Genomic DNA, 20,704 nt, shown 5'->3' with positions numbered 1-20,704 from the left:
GGTCGTTAGCTCAGTTGGTAGAGCAGTTGACTTTTAATCAATTGGTCGCAGGTTCGAATCCTGCACGACCCACCAATGTAAAAAAGCGCCCTAAAGGCGCTTTTTTGCTATCTGCGATATGGAAGATTCGAACCTGTCGCAGGTTCGGGTCTTGCCTGATGCGCTGCGCTTATCAGGCCTACAGACGACACCGCACACGTAGGCCGGATAAGACGTTAATCGCCATCCGGCACAGACGACACCGCACGCGTAGGCCGGATAAGACGTTAGTCGCCATCCGGCACAGACAGCACCGCACACGTAGGCCGGATAAGACGTTAGTCGCCATCCGGCACAGACATCATACCGTCAACGCCGCCACCAGTTTCTCCAGTGCTGGCGTTGCCTGCTGCTGGTCATACACAATATACAAATCCGCCGGAATACGTTCCTCTAACGGACGGAACACCACACCCGGCCAGCTCATTTGCGCATAGCCATCAGCCATCAACGTAATCCCGATCCCCATACTGATCATCGCCAACACCGTTTGCGGCTCAACCACTTCCCGAATAATCATTGGCGAAAAGCCTGCCTGTTGGCATACACGTTGTAAAAATTCCCAATCAGAATGTACGGAAGGCAATGTAACAAAATATTCATTGCGCAACGCCGCCAGCGGCACAGAATCTCTGGATGCCAGATCGTGATCTTCCGGAACTGCAACCATGAATGCAGATTCATGCAAACGTATGCTGGTAAAACCGACTGCTGGTTCGATAGCCATACGCCAGATCCCTGCATCAAGTTCCCGACGCTCTAACAACGCCATTTGCATACCTGGAGACTTTTCGCGAAAAAGTACTTCAACATTGGGATTTACTTTCAAAAAGTGACGCATCGCAGGACGCATTCTTCCCCACAGCGCCGTACCAACCACACCCAGTTCAATGCGCCCCGCTTCACCGCGACCAATCTGCTCCACTCGCGCCAGCGCCTGATTTGCACTGGCTAACAAGCGACGTGACTCCTCCATTAAAACTTTCCCGGCATGGGTTAATGCAACGCTGCGGGAATGACGAATAAACAGCAATGTACCCAGTTGCTGTTCAAGTTCTTTGATATGGATACTCAAGGGAGGTTGTGACATATTTAACCGGGCAGCAGCCCGGCCAAAATGCAATTCTTCTGCAACAGCGAGGAAATAACGTAATAGCTTTAGATCAATACGATGGGCTCGTTCCATCACTATCGCACTCCAGGAATAAGGGATAACGTCTGGAATTTACCATATTACCTAGTAAAAAATAGATTTAACGACAAGATACCCAATATACATAAATACAATAGATAAAACCCCGGGTAAAACATTTGGTGCAGGAATAGGTATACGGCATAAAGTAAAAAATGCGCCAATACCAAATCCAATACCGGAGGAGAGAATAATTTCTTTCATACTGTGTCCTTGTTCATAAAAATGGACTGGCGAACATCCTCTCGCCAGTCAAATAAAATTAATGTGCTAATGATTTGGTCGACAGTTTTTCTGGATGGTGCTGATATTTAAAGAACAATGCAAAAATAACGGCCAATGCCAGAGCGTAGGCGGCAAAGACCAGCCAGATGGTTTGCCAATCTTTTACGCCATCAATAGAAAAATAATCCACGGCCATACCGCTTAAAAGAGACCCAATCCACGCCCCCACGCCGTTAACCATGGTCATAAACAACCCCTGCGCGCTGGCGCGAATACTTGAGTCCACCTCCTGCTCTACAAATACTGACCCTGAGATGTTGAAGAAATCAAATGCGCAGCCATAAACAATCATCGACAGCAGCAGTAGCACAAAGCCAAACGGGGATGGATCGCCAAAGGCAAAGAAGCCGAAACGCAGCGTCCACGCCAGCATACTCATCAGCATTACCGTTTTAATACCAAAGCGTTTAAGGAAGAACGGAATGGTGAGGATAAAGCCCACTTCCGCCATCTGCGAAACTGAAAGCAAGATAGAGGGATACTTCACCACAAAGCTGTCGGCAAACTCAGGATTACGGGCAAAATCATGCAGGAACGGATTACCGAAGACATTGGTAATTTGCAGCACCGCCCCCAACATCATCGCAAACAAAAAGAAGATTGCCATGCGTGGATTTTTAAACAGAACAAAAGCATCCAGTCCGAGCTTACTGGCAAGCGTGGTGTTCGCCTTCTTCTCGGCTACCGGAATTTTCGGTAACGTCAGCGCATACAGGGCCAGCAATAACGATGCGCCAGAAGCGATGTATAATTGCGCACTGCTCAGTTCCAGCCCCATCAGGCTCACCGTCCACATCGCAACAATAAAACCTATTGTGCCGAAAACGCGCACAGGCGGAAATGACGTTACCGGATCCTGACCTGCTTTCGCCAGACAGGAGTACGAAACGCTATTGGATAATGCAATCGTTGGCATATACGCCATCGCATTAACCAACATCACCCAGAACATCGTCTGGGGATCGGTAACGGTGGTGGCGTATAATAACGCCCCCGCGCAAACCAGATGGCAAAGCATATAGGCTCGCTCAGCGCGCAGCCATTTATCAGCAATGATCCCCATAATGCCCGGCATGATAATCGCTGCCAGTCCTTTTGAGCTGTAGACCATACCGACATTCGCGCCGGTAAAATCCAGAGTGTTGATCATGTAAGAGCCCAGGGTAACCAGCCAGCTCCCCCAGATAAAATATTGCAAGAACGACATGACTTTTAAGCGGGACGTAATACCCATTTTTTATTCCTTGCCGTGAGATAAAGCCCCAATACGGGGCCGTAGTCATTGTGTTTAGGCCAGCTTACGTAAAAAGCCGCAAATCAGATTGATAAAGTTCTGCCGGGAAAGTTCAGCCGCCGCCAGCGTTTGCGCATGGGAGAGTTTTACATCGCCCAGCCCTTCCGCCAGATTGGTGATCGCTGAGACGGCAACAACTTTGAGGCCACAATGACGTGCGCTAATCACCTCAGGGACAACGGACATTCCGACCACATCGCCGCCAATAATCTGCATCATGCGGATTTCTGCCGCCGTTTCGAAGTTCGGACCCGGATAAGAAACAAATACGCCTTCAGTGAGGGGGAATCCCTCCTCTGCCGCAACGGACTGAAGCATGGCGCGATAATCTGCGTCATAAGCATTAGCCAGCGAGAAGAAGCGATCGCCATAACGATCATCGTTTGGCCCCACCATCGGCGTACCGGTCATCGTATTAATGTGATCGCTAAGCGCAACCAGGCTACCCGGCCCCACTTCCGGACGCAGAGATCCTGCCGCATTGGTGCAGAACAACACTTCACAGCCCAGTAATTTCAACGTGCGAATGGCATCGGTCATCACCGCCATTCCACGCCCTTCATAAAAATGTCCGCGACCTTTCATACAGGCCACCGGAACACCCGCCAGATGGCCGAGCACCAGTTCACCAGCATGGCCGTGTACGGTGCTGACGGGAAATCCCGGCAATTTCTCGTAAGAAATGGCTACCGCATCTTCGATTTGATCCGCCAGAGCACCCAACCCGGAGCCTAAAATAAACGCGACTCGCGGGGTAAATGCCGGTTTATGTGCATGAATAATATCAATACAATACTCAGGATTATGAGAAAAAAGAGCGTGAGGCATAAGTTTCCTTGTTCTATCGGATTTAATTTGACTCCTTTTTATAACGACCATCGCCCCTTGCTGACCAATACACTTTTCACGTGTCATCAATAGCCATTTAATATCGATAGATTTAGATCGCTTCTGTATTAATACAGAGGGAAAACAGTATTGGTTTTTGCTTGCAATTCATATTAACAATATGCCGCTTTCATATTTATAAATTGCCTCTTTTTAATTAACCCATTAATAATTATCGGCATAGGGAAATATGCTATGAAAAAAATTCTTACTCTGACACTTTCTTCTTTACTCATTATTCCCGCACTCACCCATGCGGAATTTAAAGGCGGGTTCGCCGATATCGGCCTCCATTACCTCGACTGGACATCAGACACCACGGAAAAAACCAGTAAAAAATCCCATAAAGATGATTTTGGGTACCTGGAACTGGAAGGCGGAGCGAATTTTAGCTGGGGAGAAATGTACGGGTTCTTCGACTGGGAAAATTTTTACAATGGCCGCCACGCTAAACCAGGCAGCGAACAGCGTTACACCTTTAAAAATACCAACCGTATTTATCTGGGCGATACAGGATTAAACCTCTATCTCCATGCCTACGGGACGTACGGTTCACCTCATCGCGCTAATTTCCATGATGACATGTTTCTCTATGGTTTAGGCTATAACTTCACAGGTAACGGTTACTGGTTTAAACCCTTCTTTGCCAAACGTTATACCGATCAGACCTACTACACAGGCGATAATGGTTATGTATTAGGTTGGGTGGCCGGCTATAGCTTCTCGTTGGGTAGTGAGAAATTCAGCGTAACGAACTGGAATGAGTATGAGTTTGACCGCGATGCGTCCTACGCTGCGGGCAATGGCGGGAAAGATGGCATTAATGGCGCAGTAGCGCTGTGGTGGAATGCGACTCCTCACCTGACCGCAGGAGTACAATATCGTTACGCTGATAATAAGTTAGGAGAATCCTTCCTGCAGGATGGCATTATTTATTCCATCAAATACCTGTTTTAACACACAGCCCTGTCAAAAATGGCAGGGCAAGACCGCACCTCACACACGGACAGATAGATATTTATAGCTGATACAGCGGATCTTTCGCCCTCGCGGCGGTTAATTCGCTGGCCTGAGTACGCACCACGTCCCACAACGCCTGCGCCGCCGTGGAGAGCGATCGGTTTTTTCGCCGCGCCAGCATGAGCTGCCTTTCAACTACGGGCGTCAGCCGTTTAACCTGTAAGTGGCTGCCCTGCGGGAGCGGTAACGCCAGCGCGGGCAGCACGCTGATGCCGATTCCCGCTTCCACCATTGGAAAAAGCGTGGCCGGGTGACCAATCTCCTGAACAATATTGGCATCAATCGAAAAATGGGCCAGCGCCGCATCAATCAGCGGTCGACTGCCGGAAGCATAATCCTGTAGGACCAGCGACGCCTGTTTAAGATCATGCCAGCTTACCCATTCCTGATGCGCCAGCGGATGATCCTGGCGACACAACAGTAAAAAAGGCTCTGATAAGATGGCTTCACACTGTAAATCCACCGCTGCGCCGGGATCGATAACGATGCCAAAATCCACTTCACCCTGGCGGATGCTCTCCAGCACCCACTGCTGCGGACGATCGTGCAATACAAAATCAATAGCGGGATAAAGTGAATTACTTTGGGCAATGCATTGCGGAATAAGATGCGCAGAAATGGTTTGGCTCGCGGCAACGCGCACGGTGCCGGTTAATTGTGTCCCTACTCTGCCTGCATCGCGCAGTATGCTGTTCAGTTCATCAAGCACCCGCTCCAGACGCGTCGCCAGTTGTTGCCCCGCCTCGGTCAGCACCACCTCACGCGTAGTGCGATCCAGCAGTCTGACGCCGGTTTGCCGCTCCAGCTCTTTTACGCTATGACTGACCGCAGACTGGCTCAGTCCAATCCTGTCCCCTGCCCGACTGAAACTTTTGGCCTGGGCGACGGTAATAAAAATACGCAGTTGACGCAGTGAATAGTTCATCGACTAGATTCATATATAGATGCAATAAATCAATTTTATTTCTCAAAGCGAAAAACGCAAAATAGCTGCACCGACTTTCAGGAGTTTTTATGAAACTTTTTCGTATCCTTGACCCTTTCACGCTGACACTTATCACCGTGGTACTACTGGCCTCTTTTTTCCCGGCGGAAGGTGGCTTTGTGCCTGTCGTTGAAGGCATTACGACAGCGGCTATCGCTCTGCTGTTTTTTATGCATGGCGCGAAGCTTTCGCGTGAAGCGATCATCGCTGGCGGCAGCCACTGGCGGTTGCATCTGTGGGTCATGTGCAGCACTTTTGTGCTCTTTCCTGTCCTCGGCGTACTGTTTGCCTGGTGGGCGCCTGTCAATGTCGACCCTATGCTCTACAGCGGCTTTCTGTATCTGTGTATTTTGCCCGCCACCGTGCAGTCTGCGATTGCGTTTACTTCACTCGCGGGCGGTAACGTCGCGGCCGCGGTGTGCTCAGCGTCTGCGTCCAGCCTGCTGGGCATTTTCCTGTCGCCGCTGCTGGTCGGTCTGGTAATGAATATTCATGGCGCGCAGGGCAGTCTGGAAGAGGTGGGCAAAATTATGCTGCAACTGCTGCTGCCTTTTGTGCTGGGACACCTGTCTCGCCCGTGGATCGGCAATTGGGTCGCGCGCAACAAAAAGTGGATCGCGAAAACGGATCAGACCTCTATTCTGTTGGTGGTCTACTCGGCGTTCAGCGAAGCGGTGGTCAACGGCATCTGGCACAAAGTCGGCTGGGGATCGCTGCTGTTTATCGTCGTGGTCAGCCTCATACTGCTGGCGATCGTCATCGCCATTAACGTCTTTGTCGCCCGTAAATGCGGCTTCAATAAAGCCGACGAAATCACTATTGTCTTCTGCGGTTCGAAAAAAAGCCTGGCCAACGGGATCCCGATGGCCAATATTCTGTTTCCGACGTCAGTGCTGGGTATGATGGTATTACCGCTGATGATCTTCCACCAGATCCAACTGATGGTCTGCGCAGGGCTGGCGCGGCGCTACAAACGCCAGACCGAGAAGTTACAGGCGCAGCAGGAAAGCCGCGCCGCGAAAGCTTAAAGCGGGCGTTTCAGGGGCTGTACCAGTTGCGTCAGCCCCTCGGTTTTAATCAGCAGCGTGATTTGCATCAACTCCCCTAGTTTACCCGCCGGAAATTGATCTTTACGGGCAAACCACAGCAAATACTCTTCCGGAAGGTCGATCAATCGACGTCCCTGATATTTGCCAAAGGGCATCACGGTGTTGGCGATTTCAACCAGCTGCTCTTTTTCCATCTCAGGCACCCAGTAAGCGGATCATTTCCGCTTCATCAATCACGGTAATACCCAGTTCCTGCGCTTTGGCCAGTTTGGAGCCCGCCGCTTCACCGGCAATCACCAGATCGGTTTTCTTCGATACGCTGCCTGCCACTTTCGCGCCCAGCGCCGCTAAACGCGCTTTAGCGTCATCGCGGGACATCTGGCTCAGGCTACCGGTTAGTACCACGGTTTTACCGGCAAACGGGCTATCGATCTCTTGCACATTAATGACTACCGGCGCGGGCCAGTGAACCCCTTCCGCCAGTAGCTGCCCAATCACGTCACGATTGCTCTCTTCGGCAAAAAAGTTAAAGACGTGCGTAGCGACCACAATCCCCACGTCGGGTACTTTCTGCAACTCGTCAATGGTAGCGGTCTGCAGCGCCTCCAGCGTGCCGAAATAAGCCGCCAGCCCCGCCGCCGTCGCTTCACCCACTTCACGGATGCCCAGCGCATAGAGAAAACGCGCAAAAGTCGTCGCTTTGGCTTTTTCCAGCGCGTTTACAACATTTTGCGCGGACTTTGGCCCCATTCGGTCCAGGCCGGTCAGTTTACCCGCCGTCAGACGGAACAGATCCGCTGGCGTATGGACATACTCCCTTTCCACCAGTTGGTCGATGATCTTATCGCCCATCCCGTCTACATCCATCGCCCGGCGCGACACAAAATGTTTCAGCGACTCTTTACGCTGCGCGCCGCAAATCAGCCCGCCGGTACAACGGGTAACGGCTTCGCCTTCAACGCGCTCTACGTCCGATCCGCACACCGGACAGTGCGTTGGAAACACAATCGGACGCGTCTCTTCAGGGCGTTCGGACAGAACCACGTTGACCACCTGAGGGATCACATCTCCTGCCCGACGGATAACCACCTTATCGCCAATGCGCAAGCCAAGTCGCTCAATTTCATCGGCATTATGCAACGTGGCATTGCTGACCAGCACACCAGCCACCTGAACCGGTTCCAGACGCGCCACCGGCGTAATCGCCCCGGTGCGCCCGACCTGAAACTCAACATCGCGCACAAAAGTCATCTGCTCCTGAGCAGGAAATTTAAACGCCACCGCCCAGCGCGGCGCGCGGGCCACAAAGCCCAGCTGTTCCTGCAAAGCCAGCGAGTTGACCTTAATCACCACGCCGTCGATATCAAAACCGAGCGTGGGGCGATCTTTTTCGACGTTGTGATAAAAATCCAGTACCGCCTGGGGAGAATCGCACAGCGTCACGCGATCGCTGACCGGTAACCCCCACGCTTTAAATTGCAGCAAACGTCCCAGATGCGTATCCGGCAACTCGCCGCCTTCCAGAATACCGACGCCGTAGCAGAAAAATGTTAGCGGTCGCTTCGCCGTAATACGCGGATCGAGCTGACGCAGCGAGCCCGCCGCCGCGTTACGCGGGTTAGCAAACACTTTGCCGCCAGTGCGGCGCGCGTCTTCATTGATCTTTTCAAACCCGGCCTGCGGTAAAAATACCTCTCCGCGAACTTCAAGACGCGCCGGAATGTTATCGCCGTGCAGCTTTAACGGAATGGCGCGAATCGTGCGCACGTTTGAAGTGATATCTTCACCGGTGGTGCCGTCGCCACGCGTCGCAGCGCTCACCAGTACGCCGTTTTCATACAGAATGCTGACCGCCAGGCCATCCAGTTTTAGCTCGCAGCACCAGATGACATTTTCCGTGCTTTTTAGACGATCCTGCACTCGCTTGTTAAACGCCAGGAAGCTTTCTTCATCAAATACGTTATCGAGCGACAGCATCGGTACTTCATGGCGAATCTGGTTGAATGCCGTCAGCGGCGCCGCGCCAACGCGCTGCGTGGGCGAATCCGGCGTGATAAGGTCCGGACGTTGCGCCTCCAGCTCTCGCAGTTCCCGCATCAGGCGGTCATATTCGGCGTCGGGAATCTCTGGCGCATCCATCACATGATACAGATATTCATGATGGCGAAGCGTGGTTCGCAGTTCTGTCAGTTGTTGTTCGATTGGTTCCATATCACACCATCAATGATAAAAAACCCCCGACAGGCGGGGGTTACGTTAAAAATGTCACACCTGCGTTAACCTCAGGCGTTAGCGTCCATCACCTCGCGGATGCGGTCCTGATATTCGCGCAGTTTCTGCGGCGTCATCATCCGACGCTGGTCATCCAGCACGACGCCACCGACCTCATCAGCGATATGCTGCGCGGATTGCAGCATCAGCTTGAAGTTCTGCAGCGCATCGCCGTAAGACGGTACCTGCATAAAGATAGTGACGCCAGGCGTAGTGAAGTCCGTCATTTCAGGATCGAACGTTCCCGGATTGACCATATTCGCGAGACTGAACAAGGCCGGGCCGCTGCCGTCCGGGCTCAAATGACGATGGAAAATATTCATATCGCCAAATTTAAAGCCTGACTGCTGAATACTGTTCAGTAACACTTCACCATTAAGCTCGCTGCCATGATGGGCCGCGACGTTCATAATGATGACCGCCTCTTTACGCTGCGGTTTTTCCACAACCGGCGCTTCTTCCACTACCGGTTCCGCCTCAACCACAGGTTCCGCAGGCTGGAAGGTTTGCGCTGATGGCGGCGGCGCGGGCTGCGCAACAGGCTGCGGCGCTTGCGACGGCGGTGCAGGCTGCTGTTGCGGCGGCTGTACCGGCGGCACAGATGGCTGAACCTGCTGAGGCTGCGGCGCAGGTTGGACCGGTTGCTGAACCGGCTGTTGCATCGGCGCTTGCGGCTGCGGCGGCGCCGCTGGACGCGGTTGCGCAGACGCATAAGGCGGCTGGTACTGGTGTTGCGGCGACTGACGAGGGGCATCATGCTCCTGCGACTGGCCGGGGGCATGATTTACGCGGTGAACACGAACTTCACCCACGCCTTCGTCTTCTTCGACATCGTCGTCATACGAGTCGTCGTCGCGTTTCGATTTCATGCGTTTTAGTGGACGATCGCGGAACATAGAAGATCGTTCTTTACGGCTGGTCCAGAAACCATGTACCAGTAAAGCGATTATGGCGATCGCGCCAACAATGATTAATATCAGACGCAAATCCTGCATCATTATATTCTCTGTTGTTCTAACACCTTGCCACCACGGCAAACATTTACTCACTAAGAGTATTTGCCGATTACGTCAAGTGCAAGTGTACTGTTGGCTTTCGCAGCATAAAGATGAAGGAAAATGTGCTTTTTGCTGTTTTTTCGAACATTTCCGAACTATCCACCGTCTGATAACCGGGTAAGATATCCCACGTTTACCCAGGGCTTTAAGAAAAAGGAGTATGTCCTGAATATGGTTTCATCATCCACAACCGTACCACGTAGCGGCGTCTATTATTTCTCGCAAGGATGGAAGTTAGTCACCCTACCGGGAATCCGCCGCTTTGTTATTTTACCTTTGCTGGTCAATATTGTGCTGATGGGCGGCGCATTTTGGTGGCTGTTTACCCAGCTTGACGCCTGGATACCTTCGTTGATGAGTCATGTGCCGGACTGGCTGCAATGGCTGAGCTATCTGCTGTGGCCGATTGCGGTTATCTCTGTTCTACTGGTCTTTGGCTATTTTTTCTCTACTCTCGCCAACTGGATCGCCGCGCCGTTTAACGGCCTTTTAGCCGAACAGCTTGAGGCGCGGTTAACCGGCGCCACGCCGCCAGATACCGGCATACTCGGCATCATGAAAGATGTACCGCGCATTATGAAACGTGAATGGCAAAAGCTGGCGTGGTATCTGCCGCGCGCTATTGTGCTGCTGGTTCTCTATTTTATTCCTGGCATTGGCCAAACCATCGCGCCGGTACTGTGGTTTTTGTTCAGCGCCTGGATGCTGGCGATCCAGTATTGCGACTACCCGTTCGATAACCACAAAGTGCCGTTTAAAACGATGCGCGCCGCGTTGCGCACGCAGAAGGTGGCGAATATGCAATTTGGCGCGCTCACCAGCCTCTTTACGATGATTCCGGTGCTTAACCTTTTCATTATGCCTGTCGCCGTCTGTGGCGCGACGGCAATGTGGGTTGATTGCTGGCGTGCTAAGCACGCGTTATGGAAATAACGTAAAAATGTATAAATAAGAGATGGCTTAGAGCCTATCCCACCAGGCGTTATTGGCGCAGCCAGTTTGGACACGGACAGCGCGCAAAAACCGGAGCGTACACGTAGTACGTGAGGATTTTGAGCACTGCCCAGGTCCAAAATGGCAAGTAAAATAGCCCTAATGGGATAAGCTCTTATGCTGTCTCTTATTCCATACTGATAACCATTATTCCCCATCAGCATATAGATATGCGAAATCCTTACTTCCCCATATCTGGCTGGAAGGTATGCTGGGAAGGTATCCCAATTTCATACAGTTAAGGACAGGCCATGAGTAAGATTTATGAAGATAACTCGCTGACTATCGGTCATACGCCGCTGGTTCGACTGAACCGTATCGGTAATGGACGCATTCTGGCGAAGGTGGAGTCGCGCAACCCGAGCTTCAGCGTCAAGTGCCGTATCGGCGCCAATATGATTTGGGATGCCGAAAAGCGTGGCGTACTGAAACCTGGCGTGGAACTGGTCGAGCCGACCAGCGGCAACACCGGTATTGCGCTGGCGTATGTCGCCGCCGCGCGCGGTTACAAACTCACCCTGACCATGCCGGAAACCATGAGCATTGAACGCCGCAAGCTACTCAAAGCATTAGGCGCGAATCTGGTGCTGACCGAAGGGGCGAAAGGGATGAAAGGCGCTATTCAGAAAGCCGAAGAAATTGTCGCCAGCGATCCGCAAAAATATCTCCTGCTCCAGCAGTTCAGCAACCCTGCCAACCCGGAAATCCATGAAAAAACCACCGGCCCGGAAATCTGGGAAGACACCGATGGTCAGGTGGATGTGTTTATCTCCGGCGTCGGCACTGGCGGTACGTTAACCGGCGTCACGCGTTATATCAAAGGGACGAAGGGTAAAACCGATCTTATCACCGTTGCGGTAGAACCCACTGACTCCCCGGTTATCGCCCAGGCGCTGGCTGGTGAAGAGATCAAACCGGGCCCGCATAAAATTCAGGGTATCGGCGCAGGCTTCATCCCGGGCAACCTGGATCTGAAACTGATTGATAAAGTGGTTGGCATCACCAATGAAGAAGCCATTTCTACCGCGCGCCGTCTGATGGAAGAGGAAGGTATTCTGGCAGGAATTTCTTCCGGCGCCGCGGTTGCTGCAGCGCTTAAGCTGCAGGAAGATGAAAGCTTTACCAATAAGAATATTGTGGTTATCCTACCCTCATCAGGTGAGCGTTATCTGAGCACCGCGTTGTTCGCCGATCTCTTTACTGAGAAAGAACTGCAACAGTGATGCCAGCATGTTAAAAACGCGTAAAAAAGCACCTTTTTGGGTGCTTTTTTGTGGCCTGCTTCAAACTTTCACCTCACCTGGCATTGATTCACCCTGCCGGAACTGGTATTTAACCAGACTAATTATTTTGATGCGCGAAATTAATCGTTACAGGAAAAGCGTTAGCTGAATCGATTTTATGATTTGGTTCAACTCTTCCTTTCGCGGCATAATGTTTAATGACGAGCGAAACGTCAGCGGCCATAAGTTGCCAGCAACGGATTGCGTAGAACACCTTTTGTGTCGCGTCCCGTTTACGCCGGCGCTAACAATACAGGCTAAAGTTGAGCCGCCAGGCTAGACTTTAGTTCCACAACACTAAACCTATAAGTTGGGGAAATACAATGTTCCAGCAAGAAGTTACCATTACCGCTCCGAACGGTCTGCACACCCGCCCTGCTGCTCAGTTTGTTAAAGAAGCAAAAGGCTTCACTTCTGAGATTACTGTGACTTCCAACGGCAAAAGCGCCAGCGCGAAAAGCCTGTTTAAACTGCAGACTCTGGGCCTGACTCAAGGCACCGTCGTCACCATCTCCGCAGAAGGTGAAGATGAGCAGAAAGCGGTTGAACATCTGGTCAAACTGATGGCGGAACTCGAGTAAGTTTTTTTCCGGGTTCTTTTAAAAATCAGTCACAAGTAAGGTAGGGTTATGATTTCAGGCATTTTAGCATCCCCGGGTATCGCTTTCGGCAAAGCACTGCTGCTGAAAGAAGACGAAATCGTCATTGACCGGAAAAAAATTTCTGCCGACAAGGTTGATCAGGAAGTTGAACGTTTTCTGAGCGGTCGTGCCAAGGCATCTGCGCAACTGGAAGCGATCAAGACAAAAGCTGGTGAAACGTTCGGTGAAGAAAAAGAAGCCATCTTTGAAGGGCATATTATGCTGCTCGAAGATGAGGAGCTGGAGCAGGAAATCATAGCCCTGATTAAAGATAAGCACATGACGGCTGACGCAGCCGCGCATGAAGTTATCGAAGGTCAGGCCACTGCCCTGGAAGAACTGGATGACGAATACCTGAAAGAGCGTGCGGCTGACGTACGTGATATTGGTAAGCGCCTGCTGCGCAACATCCTGGGTCTGGCCATTATCGATCTGAGCGCGATTCAGGAAGAAGTTATCCTGGTTGCCGCTGACCTGACGCCGTCAGAAACTGCACAGCTGAACCTGCAGAAAGTGCTGGGCTTCATCACCGACGCGGGCGGACGCACGTCTCATACCTCCATCATGGCGCGTTCTCTGGAACTGCCAGCGATCGTAGGTACCGGTAGCGTCACCGCTCAGGTGAAAAACGGCGACTATCTGATTCTGGATGCCGTAAACAACCAGGTTTACGTCAACCCGACCAACGATGTTATTGAGCAACTGCGCGCCGTCCAGGAGCAGGTTGCGACCGAGAAAGCGGAACTCGCAAAACTGAAAGATCTGCCGGCAATCACGCTGGATGGACATCAGGTCGAAGTTTGCGCCAACATCGGTACCGTTCGTGACGTTGAAGGCGCTGAGCGCAACGGCGCGGAAGGCGTTGGTCTGTATCGTACTGAATTCCTGTTCATGGATCGCGACGCGCTGCCGACGGAAGAAGAGCAGTTTGCCGCCTATAAAGCGGTCGCTGAAGCGTGCGGCTCGCAGGCGGTTATCGTCCGTACCATGGACATTGGCGGCGACAAAGAGCTGCCGTACATGAACTTCCCGAAAGAAGAGAACCCGTTCCTGGGCTGGCGCGCCGTGCGTATCGCCATGGATCGCAAAGAGATCCTGCGTGACCAGGTTCGCGCGATTCTGCGTGCCTCCGCTTTCGGTAAATTGCGCATTATGTTCCCGATGATCATCTCTGTTGAAGAAGTTCGCGCGCTGCGCAAAGAGATTGAAATCTACAAACAGGAACTGCGTGACGAAGGTAAAGCATTTGACGAAAGCATTGAGATTGGCGTGATGGTGGAAACACCGGCTGCGGCGACAATTGCGCGTCATTTAGCCAAAGAAGTTGATTTCTTTAGTATCGGCACCAATGATTTAACGCAGTACACCCTGGCAGTTGACCGTGGTAATGATATGATTTCACACCTTTACCAGCCAATGTCACCGTCCGTACTGAACTTGATCAAGCAAGTTATTGATGCTTCTCATGCAGAAGGTAAATGGACTGGCATGTGTGGTGAGCTTGCAGGCGACGAACGTGCTACACTTCTGTTGCTGGGGATGGGTCTGGACGAATTCTCTATGAGCGCCATTTCTATCCCGCGCATTAAGAAGATTATCCGTAACACGAACTTCGAAGATGCGAAGGTGTTAGCAGAGCAGGCTCTTGCTCAACCGACAACGGACGAGTTAATGACGCTGGTTAACAAGTTCATTGAAGAAAAAACAATCTGCTAATCCACGAGATGCGGCCCAATTTACTGCTTAGGAGAAGATCATGGGTTTGTTCGATAAACTAAAATCTCTGGTTTCTGATGATAAGAAAGACACCGGAACTATTGAGATTGTTGCCCCGCTCTCTGGCGAGATCGTCAACATCGAAGACGTGCCGGATGTAGTTTTTGCTGAAAAAATCGTTGGTGATGGCATCGCTATCAAACCAACCGGTAACAAAATGGTCGCCCCTGTTGACGGCACCATCGGCAAAATCTTTGAAACCAACCATGCGTTCTCTATCGAATCCGATAGCGGCATTGAGCTGTTCGTTCACTTCGGTATCGACACCGTTGAGCTGAAAGGCGAAGGCTTCAAGCGTATTGCTGAAGAAGGTCAGCGCGTGAAAGTTGGCGATCCGGTCATCGAGTTCGATCTGCCGTTGCTGGAAGAAAAAGCCAAGTCTACCCTGACTCCGGTTGTTATCTCCAACATGGATGAAATCAAAGAACTGATCAAACTGTCCGGTAGCGTGACCGTGGGTGAAACTCCGGTTATCCGCATTAAGAAGTAATTCTTGCCGCAGTGAAGAATGGCGCCTTTGGGCGCCATTTTTTTTGCCTGTACTTGCGCCGCCATCCGGCGGTGGTGCGGCGCACTGCCTGATGGCGCTACGCTTATCAGGCCTACAAGGTTGCGAACATTTCAGCGCCAATCCACGGGTTACAACTGCGAGGTCACCGGGCGAAAGCACTTCTCGCGCATCAGGATCTTCATCCCATCCGGGCCACTCTCCAGCATCCTGCGTTCGGAATCGGACACTTGCAACTCGCACTGATAGCCGCCAGTGATGCCAAACATCGCCCGCGCTACGCAAATATCTTCCAGCGCGTCCAGCCCGCTCGTTTCAAAATGCCCCACGATACGTCCCTGCTGGCGAACCACCAGCCGATAACTCTTCATCGCGCCTCCCCTGCCGGCGGCAGAATTAACTCATCACAGCCACACTGCTGTGTCCAGGTCATCACCTCCAGCACGCGCTGCGCCGCATCTTTTGCCGCGGTCGTCAGTTTTTTCCCCTGCACAACACCGCTGACCAGCTCGGCGCAGAAGAGATCTCCCGTCCCTTTTAATTCCGTCGCCACCCGCGGATGGGCAAAGACCTCCACGACCTGCGCAGTAACGACCGCAACCGTTATGGTCTCCAAAGATTCGCCCGGCGCGCTGGTGATAACCACCCATTTCAGCGTATCGGAAAGCAGCGATTGCGCCGCCGCCACCGCCTCTTCCAGCGTGCGGCACGGTTTACCACTCAGCATCTCCAGCTCAAATACGTTCGGCGTTAGCCCCTGCGCCTGCGGCAACAAATATGTGCGATAAGCCTGCGGAATTTCCGCCTGCACATACATTCCACTGTCGGTATCGCCAATGACCGGATCGACAAGAATACACACCTCCGGATGCGAAGCCCGGATCGCCATTAGCCACTTCGACAGCAAGACAATTTGGTCTGCGCTGCCCATGTAACCGGTGGTAATCGCTTTTAATTCACGTAACGCATCGCGCTCATTCAACGCCGTAAGGTAGCCTGCAAACCACTCGGCGGGAATAATGCCGCCATAAAAGGTTTTATAGTGCGGCGTATTGCTGAACAGCACCGTCGGGACCGCCGTCACGCGTAGTCCCTGCGCTTTAATGGCCGGAACAGCGATACTGTTGCCTACGCTGCCGTACACGACCTGTGACTGGACGGCGACGATATCGGTCTGTAACGCCCGATGGTTGTCGTCGAAGAGCACTGACTGAATATCACTCTCTTGTCCCATAAAATTTTCCTCTCGCTGGACAGCAGGCTACCGCCTCATTATCATTGTCATATGCTAAAATTCATTTTGTCATAGGTCAATAATGATCGACGGAAAAACCGCTAACGAAATTTTTGACAGTATCCGTCAACACATTATCGCCGGCACGTTACGGGCGGAGGATTCGCTCCCGCCGGTACGGGAGCTGGCAAGCGAATTAAAGGTGAACCGCAATACCGTCGCAGCGGCGTATAAACGGCTGATAACGGCGGGACTGGCGCAAAGTTTAGGCCGCAATGGGACGGTGATTAAAGGCAGTCCGTCTCCCGTAGCGCTGGAAGGCGGCGATCCGCATACGCCTCTGCACGACCTTTCCGGCGGCAATCCCGATCCGCAGCGTCTGCCTGACCTTAGCCGTTATTTTGCCCGTCTCAGCCGCACGCCGCATCTCTACGGCGATGCGCCCGTTTCCCCTGAACTACACGCCTGGGCGGCGCGCTGGCTACGGGATGCCACCCCCGTCGCAGGCGAAATTGATATCACCAGCGGAGCTATCGACGCCATTGAAAGACTGCTTTGCGCGCATCTGCTGCCGGGCGACAGCGTCGCGGTGGAAGATCCCTGTTTTTTAAGCAGTATCAATATGCTGCGCTATGCCGGTTTTAGCGCCAGCCCGGTCAGTGTGGATAGCGAAGGAATGCAGCCTGAAAAGCTGGAACAGGCGCTAAACCAGGGCGCGCGGGCAGTGATCTTAACGCCGCGCGCACACAACCCTACCGGCTGTAGCCTGAGCGCTCGCCGTGCCGCTGCGCTGCAAAATATACTGGCGCGTTACCCTCAGGTAGTGGTCATTATCGACGATCACTTCGCCCTGCTTTCTTCGTCGCCCTGGCAGCCGGTTATTGCGCAGACAACGCAACACTGGGCGGTGATACGCTCCGTTTCCAAAGCCCTCGGCCCCGATTTACGTCTTGCTATTATCGCCAGCGACAGCGCGACCTCGGCAAAACTTCGGCTGCGGCTAAATGCCGGTAGTCAGTGGGTCAGCCATCTGTTACAGGATCTGGTCTACGCCTGCCTGACCGACCCTGAGTATCAGCACAGGCTGACGCAAACGCGGCTGTTTTACGCCGTCCGGCAACAAAAACTGGCCCGCGCCCTACAGCAATATGGCATCGCCATTTCTCCCGGCGACGGCGTGAATGCCTGGCTCCCACTGGACACCCATAGCCAGGCTACCGCGTTTACGCTGGCAAAATCCGGCTGGCTGGTACGTGAGGGAGAAGCCTTTGGCGTAAGCGCGCCGTCTCACGGTCTACGTATCACGCTGTCGACATTAAATGACAGCGAGATCAACACGCTGGCGGCTGATGTCCATCAGGCGCTAAATCGCTAACAGGAGAAAATAACGTGCGAGTTCATTTTGTTGTCCATGAGTCGTTTGAATCCGCTGGCGCTTATCTGAAATGGGCTGAAGATCGCGGTTATACCATTTCATGGTCGCGCGTCTATGCCGGAGAAGCGCTACCGCCCAATGCCGATGAGTTCGATATGCTCGTGGTATTTGGCGGTCCGCAGTCGCCGCGCACCACCCGCGAAGAGTGCCCGTACTTTGACTCTCGCGCCGAACAGCACTTAATTAATCAGGCGATTACGGCCCGGCGAATGGTTATCGGCATTTGTCTTGGTTCGCAGCTCATTGGCGAGGCGCTGGGCGCCGCGGTGTGCCAAAGTCCGGAAAAAGAGATTGGTCACTACCCTATTACGCTCACTGAAGCCGGTCTGCGGCATCCGCTTATCACCCACTTTGGCTCCCCGTTAACCGTCGGCCACTGGCACAACGATATGCCAGGACTCACCGATCAGGCGACCGTGCTGGCCGAAAGCGAAGGCTGTCCACGTCAGATAGTGCAGTACGGCAATTTTGTCTACGGTTTCCAGTGCCATATGGAATTTACCGTCGAGGCGGTTGAAGGATTAATCCAACATTCGCAGCAGGAGCTGGCCGACGCGCAAGGGAAGCGTTTTATCCGCTCGGTTGCCGAAATGCGCGCATGGAATTACCAGCAAATGAATGAAAAGCTGTGGCGTTTTCTGGATGAATTCACGCTGGCGCACTCACAAAAATAACCCCACCAGGAGTGCAACTTATTACCCGGCTAACGGTCTGAGGTGCAGTGATTATCGCATGAAAAAGGATTTTACCATGAAGAAAATTGTCTGCGCCGTCGTTGCGCTCCTGCTGACCCTACCCGCCTGGGCGAAGCTAAACGCCCACGAAGAAGCGCGCATTAACGCCATGCTGAATGCGCTGGCGCAGAAAAAGGATCTGACATTCGTTCGTAACGGTGATGCGCATAACTGCGAGGAAGCCGTATCGCACCTGCGCTTAAAACTGGGTAACACGCGCAATCGTATCGACACCGCCGAACAGTTTATCGATAAAGTCGCGTCGTCGTCGTCCATCACCGGAAAGCCCTATATCGTTAAAATTCCCGGTAAAAGCGATGAAAACGCGCAGCCTTATTTACATGCGCTTATTGCGGAAACGGATAAGAATGTTGAGTAAGAAAAAATCATAATGCCAGGCGTGTTACTGTGGTTTTTTAAAGGCGTTATCGCGCTTCTGTTAGCGTTTGCTGTAGGGTTAATCGTTTACTATTATCTGGAAATTCGTCCCATAGCCTAGACCGCATTACAGAGCGCCTCTTTCTGGTTGTCCGAATCGCCGCAGACGCGTTTTTTGCGCCGCGCTGCGGCCAAAATACATCCCAAATCTTATACTGCCAGATTGCTCTATACCCAAGCTGGCGTGGATGGGCATTTCAGGACCGCGATCTGGGTGTTCTGGTTGGACAGCCTGTACCGCGACGACGAGCTGTATGCCATGATGCTGGCGCAAGCGTATTATGGCCGGGATTCGCAGGGTAACGCGGTTTACGGTACGAAAAATGCGGCGTTAACGTTATTTCACGTACCAGTGACAGAGATGGCCTGCCAGCAACAAGTACAACTGATTTATATGTTTAAAGCGCCGTCACTTTACCGGCCTGGTTCAGCCAGGCTGGTAGAAAGCAGCAAGCATTACATGACGCTTTGCCAGGAACAAATACAACAATAAGAACAACAGACGAGCTTTTATTATAAAAGGCGGCGGTAATGCGCTGGCGCACATAGAAAATCGGCAGGATATTCCCGCTTGTCAAAGGCGCCGTTGCCTGTGTTTATCCCAATCAGCTGAACCCATTAGTTTAAATCCCTGCTCCCTGGCTGAAATGCTCTTCACCAAACACGCCGGTCGAAAGGTAACGGTCGCCGCGATCGCAGATGATCGCCACCACTATCGCGCCGGGCGTGGCTCGTGCGACGCGTAACGCGCCCGCTACCGCGCCGCCGGAACTCACGCCGCAGAAAATGCCTTCACGAACGGCCAGTTCACGCATGGTGTTTTCGGCATCATTCTGATGAATATCCAGCACCTCATCTACCAGCGAGGCGTTAAAAATGCCCGGCATATATTCCGCAGGCCAGCGTCGAATGCCCGGAATACTGCTGCCCTCTTCCGGCTGTAGGCCAACGATGGTGACCGGTTTTTCCTGCTCGCGCAGAAAACGCGACACGCCGGTAATGGTGCCGGTCGTGCCCATGCTGGAGACAAAATGGGTGATGCGACCTGACGTTTGCCGCCAGATTTCCGGGCCGGTGGTCGTGTAGTGGGCGTAGGGATTATCAGGATTATTAAACTGATCGAGCAGTTTGCCCTCGCCTCGTTCAGACATAGCGAGCGCTAAATCGCGCGCCCCTTCCATTCCCTGCTTTTTAGTGACCAGAATCAGTTCCGCGCCATAGGCCCGCATTGCCGCCCGACGCTCCTGACTCATGTTGTCTGGCATCAACAGCTTCATGCGATAACCTTTCAGCGCGGCGATCATCGCCAGCGCAATGCCAGTGTTGCCGCTGGTCGCTTCAATCAGGACATCGCCCGGTTTAATTTCCCCGCGCTTTTCCGCCTCGACAATCATCGATAGCGCCGCGCGATCTTTCACCGATCCTGCCGGATTATTGCCTTCCAGCTTGACCCAGATTTCACTGCCGTTATCCGGCCCCAGACGTTGTAATTTGACCAGCGGCGTATTGCCGATGGTTTGTTCTAATGTATTCACGTTTTCAGCTCGTAAAAAAGCCCGGTATGCGTAGCGCCACCGGGCG

The 20,704-nt window shown here is 52.6% G+C and carries 21 protein-coding genes and 1 pseudogene; 11 read left to right on the top strand and 11 right to left on the bottom strand.

The features are described 5' to 3' along the window. Window positions 1-340: 340 nt before the first annotated feature. Genes ACLJTG_RS17585 through xapA form a run of 4 tightly spaced genes read right to left on the bottom strand, consistent with a single transcriptional unit; the run spans window position 341 to window position 3,638 of the window. Window positions 341-1,225 (bottom strand): LysR family transcriptional regulator, encoded by an 885-nt coding sequence (locus ACLJTG_RS17585; protein ID WP_079951370.1) that lies wholly within the window; start codon window positions 1,223-1,225, stop codon window positions 341-343. A 51-nt stretch (window positions 1,226-1,276) separates the two neighbouring features. Continuing rightward, window positions 1,277-1,435, bottom strand: a complete 159-nt coding sequence (locus ACLJTG_RS17580) for a XapX domain-containing protein (RefSeq protein WP_000658727.1) — start codon at window positions 1,433-1,435, stop codon at window positions 1,277-1,279. A 58-nt stretch (window positions 1,436-1,493) separates the two neighbouring features. Further along, window positions 1,494-2,750: a nucleoside permease gene (locus tag ACLJTG_RS17575; RefSeq protein WP_000513241.1), complete on the bottom strand. Its 1,257-nt coding sequence runs from the start codon at window positions 2,748-2,750 to the stop codon at window positions 1,494-1,496. Window positions 2,751-2,804: 54 nt separating this feature from the next. Next, on the bottom strand, window positions 2,805-3,638 hold the full coding sequence (xapA, locus tag ACLJTG_RS17570; protein ID WP_410959036.1) for a xanthosine phosphorylase: 834 nt from the start codon (window positions 3,636-3,638) through the stop codon (window positions 2,805-2,807). Window positions 3,639-3,893: 255 nt separating this feature from the next. On the opposite strand from xapA, the gene ACLJTG_RS17565 reads away from it, so the two are divergent. Further along, complete coding sequence (locus tag ACLJTG_RS17565; RefSeq protein ID WP_000722926.1) at window positions 3,894-4,655, top strand: outer membrane protein; 762 nt, start codon at window positions 3,894-3,896, stop codon at window positions 4,653-4,655. Window positions 4,656-4,716: 61 nt separating this feature from the next. Here the strand turns inward: ACLJTG_RS17565 and ACLJTG_RS17560 are convergent, their stop codons facing one another. Beyond that, window positions 4,717-5,643: a LysR family transcriptional regulator gene (locus ACLJTG_RS17560; RefSeq protein ID WP_079951371.1), complete on the bottom strand. Its 927-nt coding sequence runs from the start codon at window positions 5,641-5,643 to the stop codon at window positions 4,717-4,719. Between the two features lie 89 nt (window positions 5,644-5,732). On the opposite strand from ACLJTG_RS17560, the gene ACLJTG_RS17555 reads away from it, so the two are divergent. Next, a complete protein-coding gene (locus ACLJTG_RS17555) occupies window positions 5,733-6,731 on the top strand; it encodes a bile acid:sodium symporter family protein (protein WP_000765569.1) in 999 nt (332 codons plus the stop codon). Here the strand turns inward: ACLJTG_RS17555 and ACLJTG_RS17550 are convergent. The 3 genes from ACLJTG_RS17550 to zipA all read right to left on the bottom strand — a co-directional run bounded on the left by ACLJTG_RS17550 (window position 6,728) and on the right by zipA (window position 10,021). Beyond that, a complete protein-coding gene (locus ACLJTG_RS17550) occupies window positions 6,728-6,946 on the bottom strand; it encodes a DUF3820 family protein (protein ID WP_001519708.1) in 219 nt (72 codons plus the stop codon). The two genes, ACLJTG_RS17555 and ACLJTG_RS17550, sit on opposite strands and share 4 nt — an antisense overlap. A 1-nt stretch (window position 6,947) precedes the next feature. Beyond that, window positions 6,948-8,963, bottom strand: a complete 2,016-nt coding sequence (gene ligA, locus ACLJTG_RS17545; protein WP_000433273.1) for an NAD-dependent DNA ligase LigA — start codon at window positions 8,961-8,963, stop codon at window positions 6,948-6,950. A gap of 71 nt (window positions 8,964-9,034) precedes the next feature. Continuing rightward, the gene (gene zipA, locus ACLJTG_RS17540) at window positions 9,035-10,021 is read right to left on the bottom strand and encodes a cell division protein ZipA (protein WP_000983132.1); all 987 of its coding nucleotides are present in this window, start codon (window positions 10,019-10,021) and stop codon (window positions 9,035-9,037) included. A gap of 231 nt (window positions 10,022-10,252) precedes the next feature. Here zipA and cysZ point away from each other — a divergent pair, with 231 nt between their 5' ends. The 5 genes from cysZ (at window position 10,253) to crr (ending at window position 15,264) form a co-directional block, all read left to right on the top strand. After that, complete coding sequence (cysZ, locus tag ACLJTG_RS17535) at window positions 10,253-11,014, top strand: sulfate transporter CysZ (RefSeq protein WP_000255008.1); 762 nt, start codon at window positions 10,253-10,255, stop codon at window positions 11,012-11,014. Between the two features lie 311 nt (window positions 11,015-11,325). Then, window positions 11,326-12,297 carry a cysteine synthase A gene (cysK, locus tag ACLJTG_RS17530; RefSeq protein ID WP_000036904.1) on the top strand — a complete coding sequence of 324 codons (972 nt, stop codon included), beginning with the start codon at window positions 11,326-11,328 and terminating at the stop codon, window positions 12,295-12,297. A 383-nt stretch (window positions 12,298-12,680) separates the two neighbouring features. Continuing rightward, window positions 12,681-12,938 (top strand): phosphocarrier protein Hpr, encoded by a 258-nt coding sequence (gene ptsH, locus ACLJTG_RS17525; RefSeq protein ID WP_000487600.1) that lies wholly within the window; start codon window positions 12,681-12,683, stop codon window positions 12,936-12,938. 48 nt (window positions 12,939-12,986) lie between these two features. Further along, window positions 12,987-14,714: a phosphoenolpyruvate-protein phosphotransferase PtsI gene (gene ptsI, locus ACLJTG_RS17520; RefSeq protein ID WP_000623114.1), complete on the top strand. Its 1,728-nt coding sequence runs from the start codon at window positions 12,987-12,989 to the stop codon at window positions 14,712-14,714. A 40-nt stretch (window positions 14,715-14,754) separates the two neighbouring features. Continuing rightward, window positions 14,755-15,264 carry a PTS glucose transporter subunit IIA gene (gene crr / locus ACLJTG_RS17515; RefSeq protein ID WP_000522253.1) on the top strand — a complete coding sequence of 170 codons (510 nt, stop codon included), beginning with the start codon at window positions 14,755-14,757 and terminating at the stop codon, window positions 15,262-15,264. 149 nt (window positions 15,265-15,413) lie between these two features. Here the strand turns inward: crr and ACLJTG_RS17510 are convergent, their stop codons facing one another. Together ACLJTG_RS17510 and pdxK are read right to left on the bottom strand one after the other, a co-directional pair. Beyond that, window positions 15,414-15,653: a hypothetical protein gene (locus tag ACLJTG_RS17510; protein WP_000844541.1), complete on the bottom strand. Its 240-nt coding sequence runs from the start codon at window positions 15,651-15,653 to the stop codon at window positions 15,414-15,416. Then, a complete protein-coding gene (gene pdxK / locus ACLJTG_RS17505) occupies window positions 15,650-16,516 on the bottom strand; it encodes a pyridoxine/pyridoxal/pyridoxamine kinase (RefSeq protein ID WP_021000575.1) in 867 nt (288 codons plus the stop codon). The genes ACLJTG_RS17510 and pdxK overlap by 4 nt, the downstream gene beginning before the upstream one ends. Before the next feature lie 82 nt (window positions 16,517-16,598). On the opposite strand from pdxK, the gene ptsJ reads away from it, so the two are divergent. The 4 genes and pseudogenes from ptsJ (at window position 16,599) to ACLJTG_RS17485 (ending at window position 19,616) form a co-directional block, all read left to right on the top strand. After that, entirely contained in the window at window positions 16,599-17,891 is a 1,293-nt protein-coding gene (ptsJ, locus tag ACLJTG_RS17500) for a transcriptional regulator PtsJ (RefSeq protein WP_021000576.1), read from the top strand. Between the two features lie 14 nt (window positions 17,892-17,905). Then, on the top strand, window positions 17,906-18,625 hold the full coding sequence (locus ACLJTG_RS17495) for a type 1 glutamine amidotransferase (protein ID WP_024792728.1): 720 nt from the start codon (window positions 17,906-17,908) through the stop codon (window positions 18,623-18,625). 58 nt (window positions 18,626-18,683) lie between these two features. Then, window positions 18,684-19,064: a YfeK family protein gene (locus tag ACLJTG_RS17490; RefSeq protein ID WP_000710730.1), complete on the top strand. Its 381-nt coding sequence runs from the start codon at window positions 18,684-18,686 to the stop codon at window positions 19,062-19,064. Window positions 19,065-19,076: 12 nt separating this feature from the next. Beyond that, a pseudogene (locus ACLJTG_RS17485) lies at window positions 19,077-19,616 on the top strand (transglycosylase domain-containing protein). Window positions 19,617-19,746: 130 nt separating this feature from the next. Here ACLJTG_RS17485 and cysM read toward each other — a convergent pair. Then, window positions 19,747-20,658, bottom strand: a complete 912-nt coding sequence (cysM, locus tag ACLJTG_RS17480; RefSeq protein WP_079951372.1) for a cysteine synthase CysM — start codon at window positions 20,656-20,658, stop codon at window positions 19,747-19,749. Window positions 20,659-20,704 lie beyond the last annotated feature (46 nt).

This window comes from Salmonella sp. SAL00672, from assembly GCF_046552175.1.
GTDB lineage: Bacteria > Pseudomonadota > Gammaproteobacteria > Enterobacterales > Enterobacteriaceae > Salmonella > Salmonella enterica.
The sequence above is the reverse complement of the archived record's forward strand: the minus strand, read 5'-3'. Positions and strand labels throughout refer to the sequence as shown.